General features: G+C 72.4%; 29 protein-coding genes and 2 pseudogenes. 22 read left to right on the top strand and 9 right to left on the bottom strand.

All coding sequences use genetic code 11. The features are described 5' to 3' along the window. Nucleotides 1-145: 145 nt before the first annotated feature. Together ACZ47G_RS23295 and ACZ47G_RS23290 are read right to left on the bottom strand one after the other, a co-directional pair. The gene (locus ACZ47G_RS23295; RefSeq protein ID WP_465745539.1) at nucleotides 146-754 is read right to left on the bottom strand and encodes a hypothetical protein; all 609 of its coding nucleotides are present in this window, start codon (nucleotides 752-754) and stop codon (nucleotides 146-148) included. 19 nt (nucleotides 755-773) lie between these two features. Continuing rightward, complete coding sequence (locus tag ACZ47G_RS23290) at nucleotides 774-1322, bottom strand: RBBP9/YdeN family alpha/beta hydrolase (protein WP_465745537.1); 549 nt, start codon at nucleotides 1320-1322, stop codon at nucleotides 774-776. 393 nt (nucleotides 1323-1715) lie between these two features. Here ACZ47G_RS23290 and ACZ47G_RS23285 point away from each other — a divergent pair. The 18 genes and pseudogenes from ACZ47G_RS23285 to ACZ47G_RS23200 all read left to right on the top strand — a co-directional run. After that, a pseudogene (locus tag ACZ47G_RS23285) lies at nucleotides 1716-1880 on the top strand (DJ-1/PfpI family protein); the annotation flags it as partial. Between the two features lie 66 nt (nucleotides 1881-1946). Further along, entirely contained in the window at nucleotides 1947-2288 is a 342-nt protein-coding gene (locus tag ACZ47G_RS23280; protein WP_465745535.1) for a recombinase family protein, read from the top strand. 206 nt (nucleotides 2289-2494) lie between these two features. After that, nucleotides 2495-3076: a recombinase family protein gene (locus ACZ47G_RS23275; RefSeq protein WP_465745606.1), complete on the top strand. Its 582-nt coding sequence runs from the start codon at nucleotides 2495-2497 to the stop codon at nucleotides 3074-3076. Between the two features lie 83 nt (nucleotides 3077-3159). After that, entirely contained in the window at nucleotides 3160-3642 is a 483-nt protein-coding gene (locus ACZ47G_RS23270; protein WP_465745533.1) for a hypothetical protein, read from the top strand. 776 nt (nucleotides 3643-4418) lie between these two features. Continuing rightward, on the top strand, nucleotides 4419-4574 hold the full coding sequence (locus ACZ47G_RS23265; protein ID WP_465745531.1) for a hypothetical protein: 156 nt from the start codon (nucleotides 4419-4421) through the stop codon (nucleotides 4572-4574). Between the two features lie 19 nt (nucleotides 4575-4593). Then, nucleotides 4594-4905, top strand: coding sequence for a hypothetical protein (locus ACZ47G_RS23260; protein ID WP_465745529.1), 312 nt, complete (start codon nucleotides 4594-4596; stop codon nucleotides 4903-4905). Beyond that, on the top strand, nucleotides 4829-5353 hold the full coding sequence (locus tag ACZ47G_RS23255) for a DUF6879 family protein (protein WP_465745527.1): 525 nt from the start codon (nucleotides 4829-4831) through the stop codon (nucleotides 5351-5353). Before ACZ47G_RS23260 ends, ACZ47G_RS23255 begins: the two co-directional genes overlap by 77 nt. A 24-nt stretch (nucleotides 5354-5377) precedes the next feature. Continuing rightward, nucleotides 5378-6226, top strand: coding sequence for a helix-turn-helix domain-containing protein (locus ACZ47G_RS23250; protein WP_465745525.1), 849 nt, complete (start codon nucleotides 5378-5380; stop codon nucleotides 6224-6226). Nucleotides 6227-6537: 311 nt separating this feature from the next. Next, a complete protein-coding gene (locus ACZ47G_RS23245; RefSeq protein ID WP_465745523.1) occupies nucleotides 6538-6735 on the top strand; it encodes a hypothetical protein in 198 nt (65 codons plus the stop codon). Continuing rightward, nucleotides 6732-6974 carry a hypothetical protein gene (locus ACZ47G_RS23240; RefSeq protein WP_465745521.1) on the top strand — a complete coding sequence of 81 codons (243 nt, stop codon included), beginning with the start codon at nucleotides 6732-6734 and terminating at the stop codon, nucleotides 6972-6974. The genes ACZ47G_RS23245 and ACZ47G_RS23240 overlap by 4 nt, the downstream gene beginning before the upstream one ends. A 7-nt stretch (nucleotides 6975-6981) precedes the next feature. Next, complete coding sequence (locus tag ACZ47G_RS23235) at nucleotides 6982-7116, top strand: hypothetical protein (protein WP_465745519.1); 135 nt, start codon at nucleotides 6982-6984, stop codon at nucleotides 7114-7116. Nucleotides 7117-7250: 134 nt separating this feature from the next. Next, on the top strand, nucleotides 7251-7427 hold the full coding sequence (locus ACZ47G_RS23230) for a hypothetical protein (RefSeq protein WP_465745517.1): 177 nt from the start codon (nucleotides 7251-7253) through the stop codon (nucleotides 7425-7427). A 114-nt stretch (nucleotides 7428-7541) separates the two neighbouring features. Beyond that, nucleotides 7542-8468, top strand: coding sequence for a hypothetical protein (locus tag ACZ47G_RS23225; protein WP_465745516.1), 927 nt, complete (start codon nucleotides 7542-7544; stop codon nucleotides 8466-8468). Nucleotides 8469-8504: 36 nt separating this feature from the next. Next, a complete protein-coding gene (locus ACZ47G_RS23220; protein WP_465745514.1) occupies nucleotides 8505-9758 on the top strand; it encodes a tetratricopeptide repeat protein in 1254 nt (417 codons plus the stop codon). Nucleotides 9759-9836: 78 nt separating this feature from the next. Beyond that, nucleotides 9837-9992 (top strand): hypothetical protein, encoded by a 156-nt coding sequence (locus ACZ47G_RS23215; RefSeq protein ID WP_465745512.1) that lies wholly within the window; start codon nucleotides 9837-9839, stop codon nucleotides 9990-9992. 166 nt (nucleotides 9993-10158) lie between these two features. Then, a pseudogene (locus ACZ47G_RS23210) lies at nucleotides 10159-10568 on the top strand (DJ-1/PfpI family protein); the annotation flags it as partial. Nucleotides 10569-10766: 198 nt separating this feature from the next. Beyond that, nucleotides 10767-12068: a serine hydrolase domain-containing protein gene (locus tag ACZ47G_RS23205; RefSeq protein ID WP_465745510.1), complete on the top strand. Its 1302-nt coding sequence runs from the start codon at nucleotides 10767-10769 to the stop codon at nucleotides 12066-12068. Nucleotides 12069-12125: 57 nt separating this feature from the next. Further along, nucleotides 12126-12644, top strand: a complete 519-nt coding sequence (locus ACZ47G_RS23200; RefSeq protein ID WP_465745508.1) for a gamma carbonic anhydrase family protein — start codon at nucleotides 12126-12128, stop codon at nucleotides 12642-12644. 75 nt (nucleotides 12645-12719) lie between these two features. Here the strand turns inward: ACZ47G_RS23200 and ACZ47G_RS23195 are convergent, their stop codons facing one another. After that, nucleotides 12720-13178 (bottom strand): MarR family winged helix-turn-helix transcriptional regulator, encoded by a 459-nt coding sequence (locus ACZ47G_RS23195; protein WP_465745506.1) that lies wholly within the window; start codon nucleotides 13176-13178, stop codon nucleotides 12720-12722. 120 nt (nucleotides 13179-13298) lie between these two features. On the opposite strand from ACZ47G_RS23195, the gene ACZ47G_RS23190 reads away from it, so the two are divergent. Continuing rightward, nucleotides 13299-14555 carry an alpha/beta hydrolase gene (locus tag ACZ47G_RS23190; RefSeq protein WP_465745504.1) on the top strand — a complete coding sequence of 419 codons (1257 nt, stop codon included), beginning with the start codon at nucleotides 13299-13301 and terminating at the stop codon, nucleotides 14553-14555. A gap of 80 nt (nucleotides 14556-14635) precedes the next feature. On the opposite strand, the gene ACZ47G_RS23185 is transcribed toward ACZ47G_RS23190, so the two are convergent. Then, complete coding sequence (locus ACZ47G_RS23185; RefSeq protein WP_465745502.1) at nucleotides 14636-15844, bottom strand: MFS transporter; 1209 nt, start codon at nucleotides 15842-15844, stop codon at nucleotides 14636-14638. 171 nt (nucleotides 15845-16015) lie between these two features. Here ACZ47G_RS23185 and ACZ47G_RS23180 point away from each other — a divergent pair, with 171 nt between their 5' ends. The 3 genes from ACZ47G_RS23180 (at nucleotide 16016) to ACZ47G_RS23170 (ending at nucleotide 17042) form a co-directional block, all read left to right on the top strand. Beyond that, on the top strand, nucleotides 16016-16252 hold the full coding sequence (locus ACZ47G_RS23180; protein ID WP_465745500.1) for a DUF2277 domain-containing protein: 237 nt from the start codon (nucleotides 16016-16018) through the stop codon (nucleotides 16250-16252). Nucleotides 16253-16357: 105 nt separating this feature from the next. Continuing rightward, the gene (locus ACZ47G_RS23175; RefSeq protein ID WP_380458775.1) at nucleotides 16358-16594 is read left to right on the top strand and encodes a DUF6296 family protein; all 237 of its coding nucleotides are present in this window, start codon (nucleotides 16358-16360) and stop codon (nucleotides 16592-16594) included. Nucleotides 16595-16757: 163 nt separating this feature from the next. Beyond that, nucleotides 16758-17042, top strand: coding sequence for a DUF427 domain-containing protein (locus ACZ47G_RS23170; protein WP_465745498.1), 285 nt, complete (start codon nucleotides 16758-16760; stop codon nucleotides 17040-17042). 105 nt (nucleotides 17043-17147) lie between these two features. Here the strand turns inward: ACZ47G_RS23170 and ACZ47G_RS23165 are convergent, their stop codons facing one another. From ACZ47G_RS23165 to ACZ47G_RS23145, 5 genes are all read right to left on the bottom strand, one after another. Further along, nucleotides 17148-17489 carry a hypothetical protein gene (locus ACZ47G_RS23165; RefSeq protein ID WP_465745496.1) on the bottom strand — a complete coding sequence of 114 codons (342 nt, stop codon included), beginning with the start codon at nucleotides 17487-17489 and terminating at the stop codon, nucleotides 17148-17150. Nucleotides 17490-17593: 104 nt separating this feature from the next. Beyond that, nucleotides 17594-17758, bottom strand: a complete 165-nt coding sequence (locus tag ACZ47G_RS23160; RefSeq protein WP_465745494.1) for a hypothetical protein — start codon at nucleotides 17756-17758, stop codon at nucleotides 17594-17596. 166 nt (nucleotides 17759-17924) lie between these two features. Further along, entirely contained in the window at nucleotides 17925-19136 is a 1212-nt protein-coding gene (locus tag ACZ47G_RS23155) for a cytochrome P450 (RefSeq protein ID WP_465745492.1), read from the bottom strand. 93 nt (nucleotides 19137-19229) lie between these two features. Then, nucleotides 19230-19448, bottom strand: a complete 219-nt coding sequence (locus ACZ47G_RS23150; protein ID WP_465745490.1) for a ferredoxin — start codon at nucleotides 19446-19448, stop codon at nucleotides 19230-19232. Nucleotides 19449-19667: 219 nt separating this feature from the next. Beyond that, nucleotides 19668-21209, bottom strand: a complete 1542-nt coding sequence (locus ACZ47G_RS23145; RefSeq protein ID WP_465745488.1) for an ATP-dependent DNA ligase — start codon at nucleotides 21207-21209, stop codon at nucleotides 19668-19670. Between the last annotated feature and the right edge of the window lie 84 nt (nucleotides 21210-21293).

Genomic DNA, 21293 nt, shown 5'->3' with positions numbered 1-21293 from the left:
GTGCCGCACAGCTCCCTCGGTCTGCCGCAGCCCCGCTGCCGCTGCCGCTGCCCTGCGCGAGCTAGTGTCCTGAGTCCTCGAGTCCCTCGCCAGCTACTGCCGACGGATCAAGGACTCAGGACACTAGCGCCGCCACGCCCTCGGGCTACCGCGCCTCGACCGGCTCGCCGCTGTCCTGGTCGAGGTTGAACACCCGACGGTAGGAGTCGGTGACCACGGTGATCTGGGTCCGCCCGGTCCAACTCGCCTCCACCAGCCGGGCGTCGTCCGGAGTGCCGCCGACGTCCACCAGCAGCCAGCGCCGGGCCGACCAGCCCTGGCCGCTCTCCAGCAGCACCTGCCAGTGCTCACCGGCCTGCGGCCCGGAGGCGTACGAGCGGTGCACCACCACCAGGGAGCGCTCCGCGCCGGCCGGGGCCTCCTCCCGGCTGCGGGTCTCGGCCGCCGACACCTTGTGCGCGGCCAGCACGCCGAGCAGGAACACCACCCCGGCGGTCACCGTGACGGCCCGGGTGGCGGCCCGTACGGCGGTGCGGCGGTCGCTCAGCCAAGCGGCCGCGATCAGCGCGGCCAGCGCGCCGCCGAGCAGCAGCTCCGGCCGGTTCAGCAGGTCGGCGACCAGCATCAGACCGCCCGAGCGGCTCTCCCACTGGCCCTCGGTGTACAGCAGGACGGCCGCCGCCCCGGTGGCCAGCAGCACCCGGATCAGGGTGCGCCGGGTCCGCCGCGGCCGGTTGTGCGCTCGCTCGTTCATCGTCCCCCCGGTCATCCGGTCACAGCTCTGCAAGGAGTTTCCTGCCCTCCGGCCAGTCGCCCAGTCCGGAGTCCGAGTTGAGGTGCCCGTACGCGCCCGGCTCGACGTGGCGGGCGCCCCAGGCCCGGGCGAACTCCCGGGCCCGCTCGGGGCTCACCCACGGGTCGTCGGTGGAGGAGACCACCACGGTGGGGAACGGGAAGCGCTCCAGCGCCACCGGCCGGAAACCCAGCAGCTCCGGCACCTCGGCGGTGTCGACGTCCGCCGGGGCGACCAGCAGCGCGCCCCGCACGGCCGCCGTCCGCCCGGCCGGGGCCCCGGCCGCCCAGCGGGCCGCCGTGACGCAGCCCAGGCTGTGCGCGACCAGCACCACCGGTCCCGCGGCGGCGGCCGCGGCCACCGCCGCGTCCACCCGGGCCACCCAGTCCCGCTGCTCGGGGTGGTCCCAGTCGGCCTGCTCGACCCGTCGGAAGGCCTCCGGCTCGGCGGCCTCCCAGCGGGTCTGCCAGTGCGCGGGGCCCGAGTTCTGGTAGCCGGGGAGGACGAGGTAGGTGGTGCGGTCGGGCATGGGCTCCTCCGGAAGCGGGTCGGACCGGCCGGTGCCGAGGCAGCGGCGGGGCGGCGGTGGGGCAGTGGCGCGGCGGTTCGGCCGCGTTCGGTGGACGGCCGGTGGACGGGTCGTGGACGGTCGGTGGGCAGCACGAGAGTCTAGGCCTCGGGCACGAGGGCTTCGCAGCCGGGCGCCGCACCCCGCCCCGGGCCCGGCGCGCACGGATCCCGACCGGCGCGCGATCCGGATCGCGCGCTGCCGTACACCCGGTGCGCCCTGTTGCCAACGGTGCCGCCGGTACGGGAGGTTGGACCGGGCCCGAGGCCCGGGGCTCGGCCGCCACCGCCCCGGGCCCACCGCCCCGGGCCCGTCGCCAGGACCGCCGATCGATCACGTGGAGGGATGTCGGGGATGACATCGAAGATCCTGCTCGTCACCGGGGACGCCGCCGAATCGCTGGAGGTGTTCTACCCGTACCAGCGGTTGCGCGAGGAGGGCTACCAGGTCGACATCGCCGCCCCGACCAAGAAGCGCCTGCAGTTCGTGGTGCACGACTTCGTGGACGGCTACGACACGTAGGACGCGTAACCAGTCGTGCACCTCCGGGGTGCGGGTTCGCTCCGCGCACCGGAAGGTAGCGGTATGGCGAACCAAGAAGCCAAGCTTGTCGACCTGCTTTTTCGGAGGTCGCAGGTCGTCACAGGCGTTGCTACTCAGGAAATCCTCTCGCTGAAGTCTCAGGAGGTGAGGGGTCGGGCCTGGGCGAAGCGTAATGGCTACACCGTGCGCCAGATCTGGCGGGAGAACCTTTCGGCCTATAGGGCGGGAGTCAAGCGTCCAAATTTTGATGCAGCAGTTCACGCGCTGCTTGAGGGCGAAACGGACTGCCTTTGGGCGTATGACACTTCGCGATACAGCCGAAAAGGCGCCGGCGATGTTTTGAAGATCCTTGACAGCCCGGCAAGCGTCTTGTCTTTGACCTGAACCGGCTTGATACTGAAATCCCTGAGGACCGAGTTCGGGTCATCAGTGATGCCGAGAACGACCGTGAGTACAGCCGGAAGCTCTCACAGAAAGTCAAAGACACAAAATCGACGCAGCGCGATGAGGGGAAGTGGCTCGGGGCCGCCCCGGACGGCCTCAAACGAACGAAGAAGGGTTAGCTCAAGGCCGGCAGGAGATGGCCCTATATTGAGCGCATCCACGAGGAGGCCGCAGCGGGCAGGTCATATGCCAAGATTGTGGAAGGCTTGAACCTCGACGAGATCCCTTTATATCGGGGTGGCCCCTGGCGTGAGCCAACTGTTGGGAAGATTCTTCGGAACCCTGTTTGTCTTGGGTGGCAGACGGTCTCGGTTAGGGGAAGGCCGCAGCTACACCTGAACTCCCAGAGCAAGAAGGTTCGCGTATTTGCCAAGGGATTTAATGGGATTCCCGAGGAAATGTGGATGAGCGCCCGGCAGCACCGGCACCTCACCGACGTGCACGAGGTGACCACCGTCGCCCGCCAGTTGAAGGCGGTGCCGCTCACCACCGGCCAGCCGCCCGGCGAGGCGAACCGGCGCAACCACGAGGACACCACCCGCACCCTGCGCTGGAACCAGGGCCCCGGGACCGCCTGGAGTTCACCCCATGCCGTCGTCAAGGTCAGCCGGGCCCGGTTCGGCGGAGTCGAGATCACGTGCTCGCATCTGACCCCCGACATGGCCGAGGCCGTACTGCGGGCCCTGACCGCCTCCCTGCCGGCCGCCAAGGCGAGCGCCGTCGCGTAGGCACCAGGCCCCAACCCCGCCAGCGGCCGGCCGCTGCTGGCACCAGGCCCCACCCCCACCCGAGCAGCACAGGAGAGAGCAGCATGCCCAAGTACATCGTCACCATCGACGTCATCACCGTGCACGTGGTGCCCGTCCTCGCCAACAGCCCCGAGGTGGCCGAGGCCGAGGCCGGTCGGATCGTCGCGGGTGACTGGGAGACCTGTTACGACCACACCGAACCCCTCATCGTCGGCGACGCGCAGACCGAGGCCGAGTGGGACGCCGAGACCGAAGTCCGCGCCCACATGGCCACCACCTCGCCGCACGTCTCCGTCCCGGCCCGCCGACCGAAGCCGGACGCCCCCGCGGCCAAGCACCGCACGACCCGCACCGACCACCACGCCGACGACACCGCGTGCCCGCCCGCGCACAAGCACACCAGCAGCGGCAAGCCGCGCACCGAAGGCTGCCCCGGCCGGGCGTCCTCCGCCGCCACCTGCACGTGCGGGTGGAGCACCCGCAGCGCCACGAAGACCTACGTGGACGAGAGCCGCAAGCGCCACGTCAGCACCGGGCACGGCTGACCACCCGCTGGCACCAGGCCCCCCACGTCCCCCGCGGAGGAACACCCCGTGCACGTCACCCCCGAGCCGCTGCGGGTCATGGACCTGCCCCGGCACCTGACCTTCGGAACGCCGGCCCCCGCATCGCCCCGCACATCACCAGCGCGGACACCCTGCTGCCCGATCGGCGCGCCCTGTGCGCCCCAGCCCTCCCGCTCGCCTCGGACTGGGCGCTCAACGGTGACCCGCTCTGTCCGGCCTGCGCGACGCTCGTCCAGCCCTGACACCACACCCCACCCCCGCACCATGGAGAAACCAGTGCCCGCCCCCGCGTGCCCCGCCACCCGTTACACCCTCACCTACCCCACGGCCCACCCCGAGCAGACGCCGATGGCCGTGCGCTTCACCGTGGCCCCCGACGCCAAGGGCACCTGGACCGTCGAACGCCAGCCGCACGGAGCGGCCGGCCGAATGCTCAGCCGTCGGCTGCTGGACCGTCACCGGTGTCGGCCATGGCCGCCGCGTCGAAGCTACCCTCAACACCCCCCAACTTCGCCTCGGATGTCTCTGCGATCCGGGAGAACGGCCGCTTGGTCTCCCGCCACCGCTATGAGCGCCGGGCCAACACCGCCTGTCCGGCAGCTGCTCGCCGACGGAGTCGAGATCGGGCAGCGAGCATCAGAGCCCACCCCCGCGGCCTACACCCGGCCGTGCTCCACCGGCCCGTCGGCCGGTGGCACCAGGCCCCACCCCGTGCTCGGGGTGACCAGCCAGGCCCTTCTCGGGAGATGGGATGGGTGGAGCACTTCCCATCGGAGCTGCAGGCCCACCGCCGTCATGATGGCTTCGAGGCCGAGCTGGCGGTTCATCAGGAGGCGAAACGCCTGACAGGGTCTCCGCTCACAGGTGATCCTGGTTTCGACACCAACGAATATGCAAGGTCGCGCAAGTGAAGTGACAGGAGGGGCAGCGATGGCGATACGGTTCTTTGGTATCGACCCGGAGACCGGCCAGGGGAACAGCCCGACCGTCTGGGTAGATGAGGGGAATGGGGACTTGCTGGTCCAGACCTACGTGGCCGATGAAGCGTCGATCAACGGCGTTCTCGCGGCCGGCCACGGTCCGGACCACGAGAACACGATCCCCGCGCACGAGGGAGTGTTTAGGATTCCGGCCCGCATGGTGCCGATTCTCAGGAAGGCGTGTGATGAGGCAGAGCGTTCCCAGCTTCTTCGAGATGCTGGACTCGGCGACGAGCACGGCGGTGCACCTGGAACTGCGTGACCAGTACAGCGTCGCCGAGGAAGCCTCTGAACTCGCCAAGTGGCACCGTGGTGAAGGTGTCGACGTTGACCCCGACTCGGAGTACTGGAGCGGGTGGAGCGACCTCGTCCGCCGCACGGTCGCCCGAGGCGTCCCTGTGCGCCGGGCCCGCGTCGTCTCCGTGCCGGTGACGGACTACGTGCGGTACGAGCACCACATCACGAGCGTGAACCTGGCCATCGGCGAGCAGGTCCGTTGGCTCGCCCGCAGCGAGGCGTCCGGAATCGCTCTGCCGGGAAACGACTTCTGGCTCGTGGACGGCCGCGCCGTTCGCTTCAACCTGTTCGACGGGCCCGGGGCGGCGCTGGACCCGCAGTACTCCGAGGACCCGGCGGTGGCCGAACTGTGCGCCAACGCTTTCGAAGCGGTCTGGGAGCGTGGAGTGGAGCACGAGAAGTTCGTCGTCTGATTCAGTACGCAGGACCACCAGATCATGTCCCTGTCTCCGTCGTCCAGTGCGCAAAGCGCCCGCGAGACGATCGCCAAGAGGTTGAAAGCCCTTCAGCAAGACGCTGGCCTGACGGGGCATGATCTGGCCCTGCGAACGGGTTTCAGCGAGTCCAAGGTCTCGCGCATCGCAGGCGCCAAGACACCGCCCTCCGCCGATGACATCCAGCGATGGTGCACAGCTTGCGGCGCTGAAGGCGAGGCTGCCGACTTGGTGGCCGCCAGCCGCGCCGCCGACGAGATGTACGTCCAGTGGAAGCGGCTGCACCGAACCGGGATGAAGCACGCACAGGACGCGATCCTGCCCCAGTTCGAGAACAGCCGGCACATCCGCATGTACTGCTCCAACGTCATGCCTGGGATCGTTCAGCGACGTGAGTATGCCCGTGCGCTGATGGGGACCATCACGGCCTTCCAGAACACGCCGAACGACGTTGAAGCTGCCGTCGAGAGTCGCCTCCAACGGGATCGCTATCTGCACCAGGGGAACTGCACCTTCGCACTCGTCTTGGAGGAGGCGGTCCTGTACTACCCCCTGGGCCACGATGAGGCCATGGCAGATCAACTGCGCCATCTGCTGGGCATCATGGCTCTGCCGCGTGTCAGTCTGGGAGTGATCCCCTTCCGAGCCCCGCGAACCATGTGGCCGCTCGAAGCCTTCTACATGTTCGATGACCGGCAGGTTGATGCCGAGCTGCTCACTGCCATCGTCAAGATCACGACGCCGGGTGAGGTCGCCGCCTACTCGAAGGCTTTCAGAATTCTCTCGGGCATGGCGGTGCACGGCCGCGAGGCGCGGACCCTGATTGAGCAGGCCATCCACGCTCTCGGGTGAATCCGTGCAAGACGGTGCAAGGCAGTGGCACCCTCTGTAGCCAACTCCCTACGGTCTATCACGCACCCCCACCGCCACGGCGAAGGAGGACAGACCGATGGCGAGACGCAACCCCAAGCGGGAGTACCACGAGGTCGTAACCGGCCCGAGCAAGAGCGAGTTGACCCGGCCGCCCGCCGGTTGGAGCCCGCTGGACGACTCAGGGCAGCCAACGCCACCGGCCGCCCCTTGTCCGTGGGCGGCGAGATCCAGATCGCGGCCGTGCGGTCCTGGTGCACCTGCTCCGCCTGCGTCGTCCGCAGGAACGCCGCATGAGTAGGGATGGAAAGGGCACGACCGTGAACCACGTGATTCAGGGCGACCCGGTCCGGCACCGCACGGACGGCTGGACGGGCACCGTCGCCGAGACCCCGAGCAGGCTCGCCAACCATGCCTGGGTGAACCGGGATAGCTCTGCGGACCCCTACCCGGAGATGGTCCTGCTGGTGGACTTGGAGGCCGCGGATTGAACGCGCTGCCCTCCTCGCCCACGGGTGAGGGCCTAGTCGCCGACCGGCCCGACGGCTACCGCCAGGGGACCTGCTGGGTCTGCCGCCGGGACACGCTGATCTGCGCGGGCAGTACCCTCCAGGCCCCCGGCGAGGACCAGAGCACCTGCCACCCGATCTGTGACGACTGCATCACCCGTGCCCGGAGCCCCCACCGCCGTGCTGCGCTGCGGGCCGCGCTCGACAAGCGAGCGGCATAGGAACGGCGTGGACGACCAGGACGCCTATCGCGAGGTGGCCGAGCGTGCCGCTCGCGGTGTCCCCACCCCTGTGCCGGTCGCTGTCGCTTACACGCTTTCGCTGTTCGTGCCGACCGCGCTCATCGCCTCCAACCGCTTCTAGCCAACACCGCGCTTTCGGGCGCCCACAATCCCCCGGATCGCCGGAAAGGGTCTTCGGCCGGGCCGGGTCGCACCACCCGCACGACTGTCCGCACACACCTGAGCGAGCAGCAGCCAACCCGATTGGAGAAGCACATGAGCACCGCCACCACCAACCCCGGTGACCCGGAGGTCACCAGCCTCACCCGCCGCCTCGACCACATGGTCCCCGACGGCGACTTCGCCCCGCAGGCGGGCGTCGAGTCCCTGACCCGTCGCCTGGACCACTCGGTCCCGGACGGCGACTTCGCCCCGGTGGGCACCGAGGGCTGACCGCAGTCCCCAACTGGTGCCGGTTAGTTGACGGCACAGGCGGGTCGGTGAGGGCTCTCCCTCACCGACCCGCCGCTCCCAGCCGCACACACCCCCGATCAAGGAGAGTCCGCATTGAAGTCCGCCATCGCTGACCACGTCCCCGCCGGCTCCTTCTTCGACCTCGGCCGAAAGGACCCGGACCTGACCCGACTCCGCGAGCAGGGCGCGCAGCTGGCACTCCCGTTCGCGTTGATGGAGCGCCTGGTGAAGTCCGGCACCCCCTACGCGGAGCACGCCCGCTCCCTGCGCAGCGAACCCGTGACCGTGGCCGGCGCGACCTTCGACTGGTTCGACGCCGAGCTCCCCGGCGAGATCGCCAACGAGATCAACCTGGCGAACTACCGGATCGCCGAACACACCGACGAGCGCCGCACGATGCTCAGCCAGGCCCTGGATCGTCTCTCGCTGGCCCACCCCGAAGGCTTCGCCCGCGTAGCCGAGTTCGTCCGCGGGCTCCTGTGGGTGGGCCTCAAGCCCGGGGCCCGCGTCTCCTCGCTGACCAGCTCCAGCGACCCCGCGCTCCCGTACGTCATCGTGTTCTCCGACAAGGCGTCGCGCCACATCCCGCCGAACACCGTCAGCGAGCAGCCGTCCCCGCTCTTCCTGGCGGAGAACCTGTTGCACGAAGCAACGCACCAGTCGATCAGCTTCCACGTCCTCCAGCACCAGGTCTTCGCCGACGGGTACTCCTCCCAGACCTCCCCCAAGATCGAGATCAGGTGGCGGGCCGGTCAGGGCGAGGACCGCAACCAGTACTGGGAGATCGACCGGGCCTTCCACGCCACCTGCGTCTACAACCAGCTGCTCCGGTTTCGCCAGACCGAACTGCGCCGCGACGACCTCACGCCCGCCGAGCGTGCGAACTTCCGGAGCGCCTACGACGAGGGGCTGCCGGCCGTGCGCTACCTCATGCGCGAACTCGAACTCCTCACCGAGCACTTCACCCCGCACGGGCGGGAGCTGCTGGCCGATCTGCGCCACCAGACCGACCACCTGTAGCGCCACGCTGAGTACACCCGAACGACCGGAGGTCACGTGCTGGATCACCTCATCACCCAAGACGACAACCTGCGGATGGTCCCCACCGACCGCGACGAGCTGACCGCCGCAGTCGGCCGACTCCACGAGGAACTGCGGACCCTGCCCGAAGGGAGCGACCCCGCCCGCACCCGGCTCCTGACCCGCTGGATCGGTATCGGCCAGCTGTCCCTGGGCAACCACGACGAGGCCCGGACGTTCCTCCGGCAGTCGCTCGACCTCGCCGCGACCATCGGCAACAGCAGGGCCGTCGTCGCCACCGGGCTCAACCTCGGCGACGCACACCGGTACGTCGGAGACGGCCAGAGTGCGGATGCGCTCTACCGCAGCGCCCTGAACACCGCCCGCGACCAGCACCCGGAACTTGTCGACTTCGCCCTCCAGCACACCGGCAAACACCTGATGGAGCGCGGCGACCTCACTGGCGCGCAGGCCCACCTGCGAGAAGCGCTGCGGCTACGGATCGCCAAGGAGGACGCCGAGCTGATCCAGTCCACGCAGGCGGCCCTCGACCGGGTGGAGCTGCTGATCGGCCAGGCCGGCGCAGCTGCGGCAGGGCCCGCCGCACCCGGCCAGTGGAGCCGCCAGTGGACCGCCTGGCTCCAGTCCCGCACCACGACCCGGACCAGCATCGGGTGGGCGGAGGAGTTCGCCGTGATCCGGGACGCCGTGAGCGGGCTCACCGCACACCAGCGCGTTCACCCGCGCCATCTGCGCCACCTGCGTGATCAGTCCTTCCCGGCCGGGCTCCTCGCCGCTATGGCGGACGAGGCCGAAAAGGCCCTCGCCGCCGACGGGTACCTCCACAACGGGAAGTGGAACGCGGCCGTCGGTGACGCGGCGGACCGCTTCGCCGAAGAGGTGGACCTCGCCGCTGTCGTAGCGCGGGCCACCGGTCTGAGGGTTGAGCAGCCGAACACCGCCGTCTACATCGCGTACCTGGAGGAAGGGCAGTACCTCGACTTCCACCTGGATGAGTTCGGCTTCGGCGAGGCCAACCTAATCCTCTGCCTCAAGCACGATCGCGCCACCGCGGCCCCGACGGTGAGCACCACCGTGTTCCTCGCTGCCGACGGCTACCTCGAATGCGATCTCCACACCGGTGACTGCGTCGTGTTCGACGGCGCGCTCACACCGCACGGCCGAACACCCCTCAGTGCCGGAGAGAGCGTCACCCTCATCAGCTTCGGCTTCCGCGCGCGCGACCAGGCTGTGCGTACGGTCACCAACCTTCCGCCGGCCCCCGCGTAGCGGACGGGACCCGGCCGCCCCGAGACCCCCGCACCACCGGAGCACCCTAGGGAAGGCGCTGTCCTGATCACCGTCCTCGTGGTCTACCTGGTCACCGGATTCCGGTATCACCGCACGCCCCGGGAGAACAACGACCCGGGGACGTTCGTCCACGCCCGGGTGAGCGGGCGGCGAACCGTGGAGATCTGGCGCAAGGGCCTGGCCTTCGACGTCCGCGTGATCGACCATCCCTGACCATCTCGGACCCCCGCCGCCTTCAACCCCCAGCGGCGGGCCCGCCCCCGTTCTGTGGCTGCCCCCGTTGCCACAGAACGGGGGGCCTCTGCTGCTGTCAGCAGACGAGCGCGTAACCGATGACCTCGCATAGTTCCGCAGGTGGGGGGCTAAGTGGACGACTGTATACTCGCCCTACACGGAGAAGCCCGGCTACACCTGGCCCGCCGCCATCGCCCTGGCCGACGTCGACCCGGCCGACTACGTGGCCCTGGTCATCCCCGGCGGCCGCGCCCCCGAGTACCTGCGCAACGACCCGGACGTCCAGCGGATCGCCCGGCACTCCCCGCCGGGGACAAGCCGGTCGCGCAGATCTGCCACGGCCCGCTGATCACCGCCGCCGCCGGAGTGCTCGACGGCCGCCGCACCTCCGCGTACCCCGCGCTCGCCCCCGACATCAAGGCGGCCGGCGCCGAGTTCGTGGACGGCGAGGCGGTGGTGGACGGCGTGGTGGTCTCGGCCCGCGCCTGGCCCGACCACCCGGCGTGGCTGCGGGCGTTCATCGAGGTGCTGCGCAGCAAGGCCCCGCTGGCCTGACGTGAGCCGGCCCGCCCGGCCTGCCTACCCGGCCCGGCGGTGACCCGGCCTGCCCGGCCCGACCCGGCGGTGCCCCCGAGGCCTCTCGGGGGCATCGCCCTCCCTGAGGGTGACGACGGCCGTCGGCCGTGCTTGCAGGGTGTCAACAGTCGCGCACAGCGCGGACGTTGATCACCTCGCGAGGCCAGGGAGGACGGCATGGCCGCCACCGACCGCACCGCCCGGCGCCGCAGGCCCGCCCTGCGCGCCGCCGTCGTCACCGCCGTCGGCGCGGGCCTGCTGGCCATGCTCGCCACACTCGCCCCGGCCGCCCTCGCCGCGCCCGCCGACCGCTCCTCGTCGGCCGGCTGCCACGGCTCCGTCCACCGCACCGCCGCCGACGGCGCCGACCGGACGAGCAGCGCCCAGGGCCGGGCCGAGTGGTCGGCCGCCGACGCCGCCCTGGGCGGCCTGACCGGCCCCGGCTACGCCACCTCCGCCCTCGGCGCCGTCCGGGAGGACGGCCGGCTGGTCTGGCGCAACGCCACCGGCGCCGCCGCCCTCGGCGGCCTGCCCGCCGACCCCGAGGGCCGCTTCCGGATCGGCAGCGCCACCAAGACCTTCGTCGCCACCACCCTGCTCCAACTGGTCGGCGAGCGGCGGCTGGGCCTCGACGACCGGCTGGAGTGCCTGCTGCCCGGCATCGTCCCGAACAGCACCGCGATCACCGTCCGTCAGCTGCTGAACCACACCAGCGGCGTCGCCGACTACACCCAGGACCCGGCCTTCGAGCCCACCGACCCGGACTGGCAGGCCGCCGGCCGCTTCCGGCCGTACTCCCTCCAGGAACTGGTGGACATCGCCGACACGTACCCGCCGGCCTTTCCGCCGGGCCAGGGCTGGGGGTACTCCAACACCGACTACGTCCTGATCGGGATGGTCATCGAGAAGCTCACCGGCCGCAGCTGGCAGGAGGAGGTCACCCGCCGGATCATCCGCCCGCTGCACCTCACCGGCACCTCGATGCCCGGCAACTCGCCCTTCATCCCGGGCTCGCACGCCCACGGCTACCTCAGGACGGCCGACGGCCCGGTGGACGTCACCCTGCTCTACCCCTCGATGGCGGGCTCCGCCGGCGCGGGCATCTCCACCACCGCCGACCTCACCACCTTCCTGGCCGCCCTGCTCGGCGGCCGGCTGCTGCCCCCGGCCGAACTCGCCGAGATGCAGCGGACCGGCCCCTCCGGCGGCGGGCAGTCCTACGGCCTCGGCCTCCAGCGCGTGGACACCCCGTGCGGTACCTTCTGGGGCCACTCCGGCGGCATCCCCGGCTACACCACCCTGATGCTCGGATCGGCGGACGGCAAGCGCCAGTTCGCCTCGGACGTCACGGTCTACGACGTCCGGGACTCGGACGCCGCCCGCGCCGCCTTCAACCGGCTGACCGTCACCGCCCTGTGCGGCCCGCAGGCCGCGACCACCGCGACCGCCCTGCCCGACCTCGCCCGCCTCGCGCCCTGACCGGCCGCCTACGCTGACCGGCGGCAGTGCAGCCGATCACCAACAGGAGGACGAGCCATGGCAGAACCACTGATCGCCACCGTCGGGGGCAGGGCGCCGGACGTCGACCCGGGCGCCTTCCTCGCCCCGAACGCCGTCGTGGTGGGGGACGTCACCGTCGCGGCCGGTGCGAGCGTCTGGTACGGGGCGGTGCTGCGGGGCGACGCCGAGTCGATCGCCGTCGGCGCGGGCAGCAACATCCAGGACAACTGCACCCTGCACGCCGACCCCGGCTTCCCGCTGGTGGTCGGCGAGCGGGTCTCGGTCGGCCACAACGCGGTGCTGCACGGCTGCACCGTCGAGGACGACGCCCTGGTCGGGATGAACGCCACCGTCCTCAACGGCGCCCGGATCGGGGCCGGCTCGCTGGTCGCGGCGGGCGCGGTGGTCACCCAGGGCACGGACGTGCCGCCCGGCTCGCTGGTCGCGGGCGTCCCGGCGAAGGTCCGTCGGGAGCTGACCGAGGAGGAGCGGGCCGGCATCAAGGTCAACGGCGAGGGCTACTTGCTGCTCGCCGAGGCACACCGCCGGATCTGACCCGCCGCCCGTCGCCCGCCCGCCGGACCTGACCCGCCGCCCGTCGCCCGCCCACCGGCCGTCCTGTCGACCGGCCTAGAGCCGGTCGTAGACGGCGGACAGCCGGCGCAGCACCTCGGCGGCCCGGTCGAGGGCGTCCTCGTCGTAGTCCTCCAGGTCGGTGTGCAGGGCCTCGGCCAGCGCCTGCTGGCGCTGCCGGTGGCGGTCGCGGCCGGCGTCGGTGAGGGAGACCAGGACGGAGCGCTTGTCCTCGGGCGGGCGGGTGCGGGTGACGTAGCCGGCGGTGACCAGGCCGTTCACCAGCTGGGTGGTGGCGGCGCCGGTGGTCTCGGTGCCGGCGGCGAGCTGGGTGATGGTGAGCGGCCCCTGGTCGGCCAGGGTGCGCAGGGCCCGGGCGTGGGTGAGGGAGAGGGCCCCGGGGGTGCGGGTGGCACGTCCGCGCAGCCGGGAGTCGGCGGCGCTGAGGCGGTAGGCGGCGCGGGCCAGGCGGTCGAGGGCCTGGGCGCGGCCGGGGGTGGGCGGCGGCTCGGTCATGACGGGGCGTCCTCCTTCGGAAGTTGACAACAGCCTAACCTCAGTACTTAATGAATAAGTACTTAGTCACTAAGTACTTATCTATCCCTCGCACCTATCCCGTTCCGGGAGGAGACCGTCATGACCACTCGTTCGACCGGCCAGAACTGGGCCCTGGACATCGCCCTCGCACAGGGCGGCTTCGACGCGCTGCACCCCGAGGCCGTCGGGACCATGGAGCAGCTCGGCCACGACCACACCGACTTCGCGAAGGTCTTCGCGCTGGTCCGGAGCGGTGCCATGCTGCCCAAGGCCTGGGCCACGGTGGCCGGCCAGGCCGAGCAGCGCGCCGCCCACCACGAGCGCGCGGGCTTCGCCCGGACCGCCGCCGACCTCTACCTGCGGGCCGCCGTGATGTGGGGCCGGGCGCAGTACTCGATCTTCGACGCCGCCGACCCGCGCAAGACGGCCATGCGCGCCCACGCCAACCACTGCGTGGAGCGCCTGGGCGCGCTGCGCGACGGCCGGGTCCGCCGGGTGGAGCTGGACTTCGAGGGCTCGCGGATCTTCGCCCTGCTGCACCTGCCGGCCGGCCGGGTCGAGAACGCGCCCGCCGTCATCCTCGGCCCGGGGATGGACATGATCAAGGAGGACTACATCTGGGCCGCCGAGCGCTACTACACCTCGCGCGGGATGGTCGCGCTGTCCATCGAGGGCCCCGGCCAGGGCGAGAGCCGGGCCGGCGGACTGACCGTCGACCTCGGCAACTACGAGCGGGCGATCGGCCGCTACCTCGACCACCTGGCCGCGCTCCCGGAGGTCGACGCCGAGCGGATCGGCATGTTCGGCATCTCGATGAGCGGCTACTGGGGCTCCCGGGCGGCCGCCACCGACGGCCGGCTGCGCGCCCTCGCCGCCTTCGAGGCCGTCACCGGGGACTTCGCGACCATCTTCGAGCGCGCCCAGCCGACCTTCAAGAACAACTACATGTACATGGCCGGCTACACCGACGAGGAGGCCTTCGACCGCGACCTGGCGCACCGGATGCCGCTGGGCGACCTGGTCGCCGACATCACCTGCCCGGTGCTGTACGGCATCGGCGAGTTCGACGAGCTGACCGACCTCGGCCAGGCCCTGGAGAGCTTCGAGCGCGTCCGGGCGCCGAAGGAGCTGCGGGTCTACGAGGACGAGTTCCACCCGCTGGGCGGGGTGGCCGCCGAGGCCTTCCGGTTCGGCGCGGAGTGGCTGGAGCGCGCCCTCGGCGGTGAGTTCGCCGACCCCGGCCGCGACGTGCGCCACTACGTCCACCGCGACGGCCGCACCACCGACGGCACCGCCGACCCGACCTGGTGGCTGGGCGCCGCCCCGGCCGCGCTCGCCGAACTGCGCCGAGGCTAGGACGCCGGAGCTAGGACGCCGGGGCCAGGACGCCGGGGCCAGGACGCCGGGGTCAGCGCACCGGGGCCAGCGCACCGAGGCTAGGACGCAGGGGCCAGCGGCACGCCCGCCCGGTCCGCCGCCGGCTCCACCGGCGCCGGGACGGGCGGGCGCCGGTCGGCCGCCCAGGCCAGCAGGGCGACCACCGCACCGGCGGCGGCCAGGCCCGCACCCACCAGGGTGGGGGAGGTCCAGCCGAGCCCGGCGTCCAGCGCCAGCCCGCCGAAGTACGCCCCCTGGGCGTTGGCCAGGTTGAAGGCCCCCTGCACGGTGGCCGAGGCCAGGGTGGGCGCGCTGCGCGCCTTCCGCAGCACCAGGGTCTGCACCGCGGGGACGATCGCGAAGCCGAACAGTCCGATCAGCACCACGGTGACGGCCGCCGACCAGCGGGCGTGCGCGGTCACCGCGAACAGCGCCAGCGTCGCGGAGAGCAGCAGGAAGGACACGCAGACGGTCGGGCGCAGCGCCCGGTCGGCGGCGAACCCGCCGAGCACGTTGCCGATCGTCATCCCCACCCCGAACAGCGCCAGCACCCCGGTCACCGAGCCGCTCGCGTACCCGGAGACCTCGGTGAGCAGCGGCGAGATGTAGCTGTAGCAGGCGAACATGCCTCCGCAGCCGACCACCACGGTGGCCAGCGCCAGCCACAGCTGCCCGCTGCGGAAGGCCCGCAGCTCGTGCCGGAGTCCGGACTGGCCGGGGGTGGGGAGGGCGGGCACCAGCCGGGCGATGGCGAGCGTCCCGGCGGCGGCGATCAGCACCACCACCAGCATGGTCGCCCGCCAGCCCAGGTGCTGGCCGAGCAGGGTGGCGGCCGGGACGCCGACGATGTTGGCGACGGTCAGTCCGGAGAACATCACGGCCACCGCCCGGGCCCGCCGCTGCGGGGCCACCAGCTCGGCGGCGGCCACCGCCCCGGCGCCGAAGAAGGCGCCGTGCGGCAGTCCGGTGATCAGCCGGGCGGCGGCCAGCGTCCAGAAGTCCGGTGCCAGCGCGCACAGCAGGTTGCCGGTCGCGAACAGCCCGGCCAGTGCCACCAGCACCGTCTTGCGGGGTTTCCCGGCGGCGAGCGCGGTGAGCAGCGGGGCGCCGATCACCACCCCCAGGGCGTACGCGGAGATCAGCCAGCCCGCCTGCGGGATGGAGACGTGCAGACTGCCGGCGACCTGGGGGAGCAGCCCCATGGCGGCGAATTCGGTGGTGCCGATGGCGAAAGCGGTGACGGCCAGCGCGAACAGCGCGAGAGGCAAGGGGGTGACTCCGGGGTGATGCCCGCGCCCGGGAGGGCGCGCGGCGGGGTGATTCGTTCGTCGGGAATCCTAATCCGGTCGGATGACGCCCCCATGAGGCCCGTGTGACGAAACGGGGTCCCGCGCCGGAAGGGGCTCGCCTCGTCGGCCGCGGCGCGCGAGACTGGGGTCATGTGCCGCAACATCAAGACGCTGCGACCGCCCGTGACGCCGGACGCCGACGAGGAGGACTTCCACGCCGCCGCGCTGCAGTACGTCCGCAAGGTGTCCGGTTTCCGCGCCCCGGCGGCGCACAACCGCGAGGCCTTCGACCGGGCGGTGGACGCGGTCGCCGAGGCCACCGCCCGCCTGCTCGACGAACTGGAGGTCCGCGGCTCGCACGCCCGGGCCGCCGAAGCCACGGCCTAGAAGCCGAAGCCACGGTCTGGAAGCCGAGGCCGCGGCCTGGAGGAAGCCACGGCTCATCGGAAGCCACGCCCTGGAACACGTGCCGTCGAGGAGCAGGAGCTGGTGATGAACCCCGCCGACCGTTACGCCCTCACCTTCCCCGGAACCCCCGGTACCCAGGCCCCGCAGGACGTGGTGGTGGTCACCCGGACCAGTGCCAAGGGCCCGGGCGGGCATCCCGTGTACGAGGACGCCAGCGGGATCGTCCGGGCGGAGATCAGCGACGCGGGCGAGGTCCGGATGCTCGCCAGCGGCGGCCACCAGAGCCCGCACCTGCCGGTGCACGCCCACCCGCTGCCGTGAGGCCGCCAAGGCCGCGGCGAGTCCGTGGCGGCGAGTCCGGTGGAGGCGAGGCCGTGGAGGCGAGCCCGTGGAGGCGAGGTCGCGATCAGGCTGCCGTACGGCGGCGCCCGGATTCCCCCCGAAGCACCGGCAGCGGTCCGGGTCGGTGGGGCACAATCGCCTCATGACCACAGCGAGTTGGCAGGGGACGGTCGTCGCCGAGAGCGCGGACACCGTCGTCGTCGAGGGCAACCACTACTTCCCGGCCGAGTCGGTCCGGGCCGAGTTCCTCCGGCCCTCCGACACCACCACGGTGTGCGGCTGGAAGGGCACCGCCGGCTACTACACCCTGGAGGTGGCCGGGCAGACCAACCCGGACGCCGCCTGGTACTACCCGGACCCGAAGCCCGAGGCCGAGCACGTGCGGGGCCGGGTGGCCTTCTGGCGGGGTGTGGAGATCACCGAGTAGCCCGGACCGCCTGGCCGGCCGCGGCCGGCCAGGCGCCGAGGGCCGGGCGCCAGGGCCGGGCGCCAGGGCCGGGCGAGCCACCGCGGCCCGTCGGCTCGGGCGGGTTCAGCCGCCGAGGGCCGCGGGCGGGGCGACGGCCCCGTGTCCCGTCTTGACGCCGTTCACCATCGCCTGGTGGATGGCCCGCGCGGTGCTCTCGTCCGCGGCGGCCACCGGACTGCCGGAGACGGTGTACCAGTCCAGCGCGCCGGTGTACTGGACGGTCAGTCGGGCCTCGCCGTCCACCCACGTGGTGTGCAGGGTGAGGTCGCCGGAGATCGGGCCGACTTCGGTGGTGGTGACCCCGCCGGGGCCGCTGATGATGGACTGGGTGGTCCAGGTCGCCCACGAGGTGCGCGGGTCCGTGGGCGGCCGGGCCTGCCGGTCGTTTTGATCGTGTTCGGTCATGCGCCTATCCTCCCCCGCCGGTGAGCCGCCGCCCGGGCAGCGACACCTGCGGTCGCAAGGACCGCCCGGTTCCGCCGGGCGGTCGGATCGGTGTGGCGGGACGGTCAGCCGTCGGCGTCGGGCTCGTCCAGCATGGAGTCGCCCTCCGCCTGGGAGGTGTCCTGGGCGTGCAGGTTCTGCATCGAGGTGATGCCCTCCTCCGGATCCGCGGCGCGGACGTCCTGCTCGCGGTCGGTGCTCACCTCGGAGCGATCGCTCATGTCGGTCATCGCGGGCTCCCGTCTCCTCGGCCGGTCCCGGCGCACCCCTGACCGCGGGCGCGGCCGGGCCGGGTCCGTCCTTCGCCCTTCAAGCCTGCCTCCGCCCCGGCTCCGGGGCCAGCCGGGTGACCCGCGCCCGCCCCGGTCCCGCCCCGGTCCCGGACCGGGGGCCGGTTCACCAGGCCACGGGCAGCGACCGCATCCCGTAGATGAACGACTCGGTACGGAACTCGCGCTCGCCGGTCAGCCGCAGCCCCGGCAGCCGGCGGAACAGCGTCTCCAGGGCGATCTGGAGCTCGGCGCGGGCCAGCGGCTGGCCCAGGCACTGGTGCACGCCGAAGCCGAAGGCCAGGTGCCGCCGGGCGTCCCGGTCCAGGTCCAGTTCGTCCGTCGACCGGTGCCCGGCGCCGCCGAACACCGCTTCGTCCCGGTTGGCGGTGGACAGCATCGCGATCACGCCCTCCCCGGCCCGGACCGTCACCCCGCCCAGCTCGACGTCCTCCAGCGCCACCCGGGGCAGCCCGGTGTGCACGATGGTCAGCAGGCGCAGCAGCTCCTCCACCGCGCCGGGCAGCGCGGCCGGGTCGGCCAGCCTGGCGATCTGCTCCGGCTGCTCCAGCAGCAGCGCGGTCGACAGCGCGATCATGTTCGCGGTCGTCTCGTGCCCGGCGATCAGCAGCAGCACGCCCGTGCTGGCCACGTCGTCCGGGCTCAGGTCGTCCCGCACCGCGAGCCGACTCAGGACGTCGTCCTCCGGCTGCGCGCGCTTGCGGGCCGTCAGGTCGCGCAGGTAGTCCAGGACCTCGTCCTGGGCCACCCGGAGCTCCTCCAGGGTGCTCTCCTGGCTGAGCAGCGTGCGGCTCAGGCCCTGGAAGCGGTCGCGGTCCTGGTACGGCACGCCGAGCAGCGAGCAGATCACCAGCGAGGGCACCGGCAGCGCGAACTCGGTGACCAGGTCGGCCGTGGTCCGGCCCGCGGTCATCCGGTCCACTGCCTCGTCCACGATCCGCTGGATCTCCGGGCGCAGCGCCTCCACCCGCTTGACCAGGAAGTCCCCGGTGACCATGCGGCGCTGACGGGCGTGCTCGGGGTCGTCGAGCCGCAGGAAGGTCGGGTTGTCGGTGACCAGCTTCTCGCGGGCGCCGGCGACCAGCAGCGGGAAGGCCGGGTGGCGTACGTCGGCGCTGAACCGGCGGTCGGACAGCACGGTGCGGACCTCGGCGTAGCCGGTGACCAGCCAGCAGGGGTCGCCGTCGGGCAACTCGGCCCTGGTCATCGGCGCGGTGGCGGCGGCCTCGGTGTACGCGGGCGGCGGGCCGAACGGGCAGCCGCTGGAGTGCGGGGCCGGCAGCAGCGGGACGGCGGGGGCGGTGGGTACGGCGGTCACGGCGGGGTTCTCCTCATGTCGCGGGTGTCCTCGTGGGGGTGCCGGGGTGCAGGGGAGCCGCCCAGCGGCCTGCGAGGCCGACGGTGGAGCCCGTCAGGCTCCCGCCTGCGCGGGCTCGTCCTCGGTGACGGTGATCGCCCGGCCCGGGCAGAGCTCGGCGGCGAGCCTGACGTCGTCGAACTGCTCGGGCAGCAGCACGGTCTGACGCAGCCTCACCAGGCTGTCGTGGTCGTCCTGGTCGAAGACCGCGGGGGCGTTCATCACACACATTCCGGAGCTGCAGCAACGGTCCCGGTCGACGCTCACCTGCATGTCGGGCACCTTTCGCCAGGGCGCCGCCGACTGCCCGGCGGCCGCCTCTCGTTGTCACGGTCAACCTAGCCGCCGCTGGTCCGTCCACGGAGGGTGCGGTGGCCGGATCGTCGAGAATGGCTGATTCGGCCCCAAGGCGCGAACGCCCTTGCGGTGCAATGCGTTTCAAGTAGCGGTACTTTGCCGGACGGGCCGGCGGGCCGGGCCGCGCAGGCAGCCTCACAAGCCTTCGGCGGCGGCCAACTCCCTGACGGCGGCCACGGTGTCGGCTTCGGCGGCGCTCTTGTCCGGCCGGTAGCGCACGACCCGGGCGAACCGCAGGGCCAGCCCGGCGGGGTAGCGGGGGCTGCGCTGGAGGCCGTCGAAGGCGATCTCGACGACCAGTTCCGGTCGTACTCGTACCGTCCGGGCGTCCCGGTCGGTCTCCCGGGCGAGCAACTCGGCGGTCTGCCAGGCGAGCGTCTCGTCCGTCAGCCCCTTGAAGGTCTTGCCGAGCATCACCCACGGCCCGAGGCCCGGCTCACCCGCCGCCCGGGCCCCCAGGTGCAGATTGCTCAGGAACCCCTGGCGCCGCCCGCTGCCCCACTCGGCGGCCAGCACCACCAGGTCCAGGGTGTGCCGGGGCTTCACCTTGATCCAGCCCGCCCCGCGCCGCCCGGCCGCGTACCCGGCCGCCGGGTCCTTCACCAGCACGCCCTCGTGGCCCAGCGCCAGCGCCCCGCGGAGGAACGCCGACGCCTCCGCGTCGTCCCCGGTCTCGGTACGGGCCACCCGCAGCCCGGCCGGCACCGACCCGTCCAGCGCCGCCCAGCGCTCCCGGCCCGGCCGGTCCACCAGGTCCTCGCCGTCCCGGTGCAGCAGGTCGAAGAAGTAGACGCTGAGCGGCACTTCGGCCCGCAGCCGGTCCGTCTCCCGCCGGGAGGCGGTGCGCGCGGCGGTGACCTGGAACGGGCGCGGCCGCCCCTGCGGATCGAGCGCGATCGCCTCACCGTCCAGCACCGCCGACCGCAACGGCAGCGCCAGGGCCGCCTCCACCACCTCGGGGACACGGGCGGTGATGTCGTCCAGGCTGCGGGTGAACACCGCGACCTCTCCGCCGTCCCGGTGCACCTGCACCCGGATCCCGTCCAGCTTCCACTCCACCGCGGCCGCCCCGATGCGCTCCAGCGCGGAAGCCACGTCCGGTGCCGAGGCCGCCAGCATCGGCCGCACCGCCCGCCCCACCTCCAGCCGGAACCCCGCCAGCGCCGCCGCCCCACCGCCCAACGCCGCGGCCGCCACCGCCCGCGCCGACCCCCGGAACATCAACGCCCGGCGCACCGCCGCCACCGGCACCCCGGCGGCCTGCGCCACCGCCTCCCCGACCAGCGCGTCCAGAGCCCCCTGCCGCAGATCCCCGACCAGCACCGCCCGCAGGAAGCCCTGCTCCACCTCCGTCGCCCGCCCGAACAGGCCCGCCAGCAGCCGTCGGCGCTCCGCCTGCGCCCCCGCCCCGTGCACCCCGGCGATCCGTTCCAGCTCCCGCTCCACCTCCCGCACCCCCAGCGAGGGCGCGGCGGCCGGTGCCGGCAGGTCCCGCAGGGCCGCCCAGCCGACCCCGGTCCGCAACCGCTGCGCCTCGCCGGACAGCAGCACCACCGCCGCCGCCCCCTCCTCGGCCCCCAGCTCCCGCAGGCACCCGGCCAGCAGCCCGACCTTCGCCCGCCGCCCCGGCTCCGCCGCCACCTCCCGGGACACCACCGCCAACCGCCACAGGCCCATCCGCCGACACCTCCACCCCCAGCATCGACGCCCACCCCCGCTCCCGCACCCCGGCTCCCCCGGGCGCCCGCCCCGGGGCCCTGC

It is taken from the genome of Kitasatospora sp. NPDC030952 (assembly GCF_055571335.1).
This window is presented reverse-complemented; position numbering and strand designations above follow the sequence as displayed.